The organism is Pseudoroseomonas cervicalis ATCC 49957 (assembly GCF_000164635.1).
Taxonomy (GTDB): Bacteria; Pseudomonadota; Alphaproteobacteria; order Acetobacterales; family Acetobacteraceae; genus Pseudoroseomonas; species Pseudoroseomonas cervicalis.
Genome location: NZ_GG770783.1, coordinates 80,172 through 82,458 on the forward strand (window position 1 = coordinate 80,172; position 2,287 = coordinate 82,458).

The following is a 2,287-nucleotide window of genomic DNA, read 5'->3' on the forward strand; positions in this document are numbered from 1 at the left end:
GCCGGTCATGCCCTGCTGCCCGGGGAGCGCGGCGCGGCGCCGCGCCTGATGGGGCTGGTGGCGCTGGAGCGGCTGCTGCTGCCCTACCGTGCCGACGGCCCCGCCGATCCCGGCCCCGCCTCGCCGATCCTCGCCGCCCAGCCCACCGGAGCGTGACGCCTTGACCATCGCCAACCGCATCCTCCTCGGCTTCACCGCCATCACGCTGCTGCTGCTCGGGCTCGGCCTCTACGGGCTGAACCAGATCGGCGTGGTCAACCAGTCCACCGACACCATCGTCAGCCGCGACCTGGCGATGCTGCGCCAGCTGATGGAACTGCGCGACGCCGAGACGGACATGCAGGATGCCCGCGCCCGCAGCGTCTCGCGCTTCCTGCTGCGCAATCTGGGGCGCGAGATCCAGGGCGAGGACCCGGCCCAGCAATGGCCGGCGCATGTCGCCCGCGCCGAGGGGCTGCTGGCGCAGATGCAGGGCGAGGCGACGCAGAACGCCGCCAGCGCCGTCTCCCCCGACCGCCGCGCCGGCTGGCAGCAGATCAGCCAGCTGCTCGGCCAGTCGGCGGCGCCGCTGCGGCAGCTGCGCGAGGCCGGCCAGGCGCAGCTGCAGGCGGTGCGCGGCGGCGATCTCGACGCGGTGCAGCGCCTTGGCGAGGGCATCGTCGGCAACCGCGCCGAATTCGCCCGCCTCGGCGACCGGCTGCAGGAGGCTGTGAACACGCTGATCGCCGCCGGGCAGAAGCGCGGCAATGAGATCTACGAGGAAAGCCGCTGGTCGGTGATCCTGGTGCTGGCCGCCGCCGTGCTGCTCGGCATCCTGATCACCGCGCTGATCCGGCGCTCGATCACCCAGCCGCTCGCCGCCTTCATGGAATTCGTCGAGCGGGTCGGCCGGGGCGAGCTGGGCGGCGCGCCGGCGGCGACCGGGCGGGACGAGCTGGGCCGGCTCGGCGCCACGCTGAACGCCATGGTCGAGGGGCTGCGCCAGCTGGCGAAGCAGAGCCGCGAGGCGACCGAGAACCTGAACGCCGCCGCCGCCGAGATCCGCGCCTCCACCCAGGAGCAGGCCGCGAGCGTCGAGGAGCAGCTGGCCGCGGTGCAGGAAACCGCGGCGACGGTCGACGAGATCACCCATTCCGGCGTGCAGATCGGCAAGCGGGCGCAGGAGGTGATCGCCTCCGCCCAGGCGACCGCCCAGACCTCCACCGCCGGGCTGCGGGCGGTGGACGAGACGGTGCGCGCCATGGATTCGATCCGCGAGCAGGCCGAGGCGGTGGCCGGCAACATCGTGGCGCTGTCGGAGAAGACCCAGGCGATCGGCGAGATCATCACCACGGTGAACGACATCTCCGAGCGCAGCCACCTGCTGGCGCTGAACGCGGCGATCGAGGCGGCGGCGGCCGGCGAGCAGGGGCGCAGCTTCGCCGTCGTGGCGGCCGAGATGAAGACCCTGGCCGACCAGGCCAAGGACGCGACCGCGCAGGTGCGCTCGATCCTGGGCGACATCCAGCGCGGCATCAATTCCTCGGTCATGCTGACCGAGGAGGCGGTGAAGCGCGTCGCCGCCGGGCGCGAGCGCACCGACACGACGCATGGCACCATCACCGAGATCAGCGGCCGCATCCAGGAGAGCGTGCAGACCTTCCAGCAGATCGTCGCCAGCACCAACCAGCAGCAGCTGGGCATCGAGCAGGTGATGAGCGCGCTGCAGAACATCCGCCAGGCCAGCCAGCAGACGGCCGCCGGCACGCGGCAGCTGGACACGGCGGCGGCCAATCTGGCGCAGCTGTCGCAGCAGCTGGTCGGGCTGTCCGACCGCTACCGCCTGTAAGACAAGGCCGCGCCCGGTATGAGCGACCTGCGCCAGGAGCTGCTGGCCGCCTTCGGCATCGAGCACCAGGAGCATCTGGCGGCGATCCGCGCGGCGCTGGACGCCGCCGCGCAGGGCCAGCCCTACGACCTGCGCGATGTGTTCCGCCGGGCGCACAGCCTGAAGGGCGCGGCGCGCGCCGTCGACCTGCCGGTGGTGGAGGAGATGGCGCACCGGCTGGAGGCGGTGTTCAGCCGGGTGGGGGAGGGCGCGCTGGCGCTGGACGCCGCCAGCATCGCCGCCGTGCAGCAGGGGCTGGACGGGATCGAGGGCTATGTCGCGGCGCTGTCCCTGGGCTCCGCCGCGCCGCCGCCGCTGGCCGCGCAGCAGGCGCTGGAGGGGCTGCTGAACGGCGAGGCGGCGCCCGCCCCCGCCCCGACGGCCGCGGCGGCTCGCCCGCCCGAAGCCACGGCCCCCGTG

Annotated in this window: 2 protein-coding genes; both read left to right on the plus strand. The window is 73.7% G+C overall.

The window, feature by feature from the left end; all coding sequences use genetic code 11:
* The first annotated feature begins 160 nt into the window (after window positions 1-160).
* Window positions 161-1,828, plus strand: a complete 1,668-nt coding sequence (locus tag HMPREF0731_RS17675) for a methyl-accepting chemotaxis protein (protein WP_007005555.1) — start codon at window positions 161-163, stop codon at window positions 1,826-1,828.
* Window positions 1,829-1,846: 18 nt separating this feature from the next.
* On the plus strand, window positions 1,847-2,287 hold a 441-nt coding region (locus HMPREF0731_RS17680; RefSeq protein WP_007005556.1), incomplete at its 3' end, for an Hpt domain-containing protein.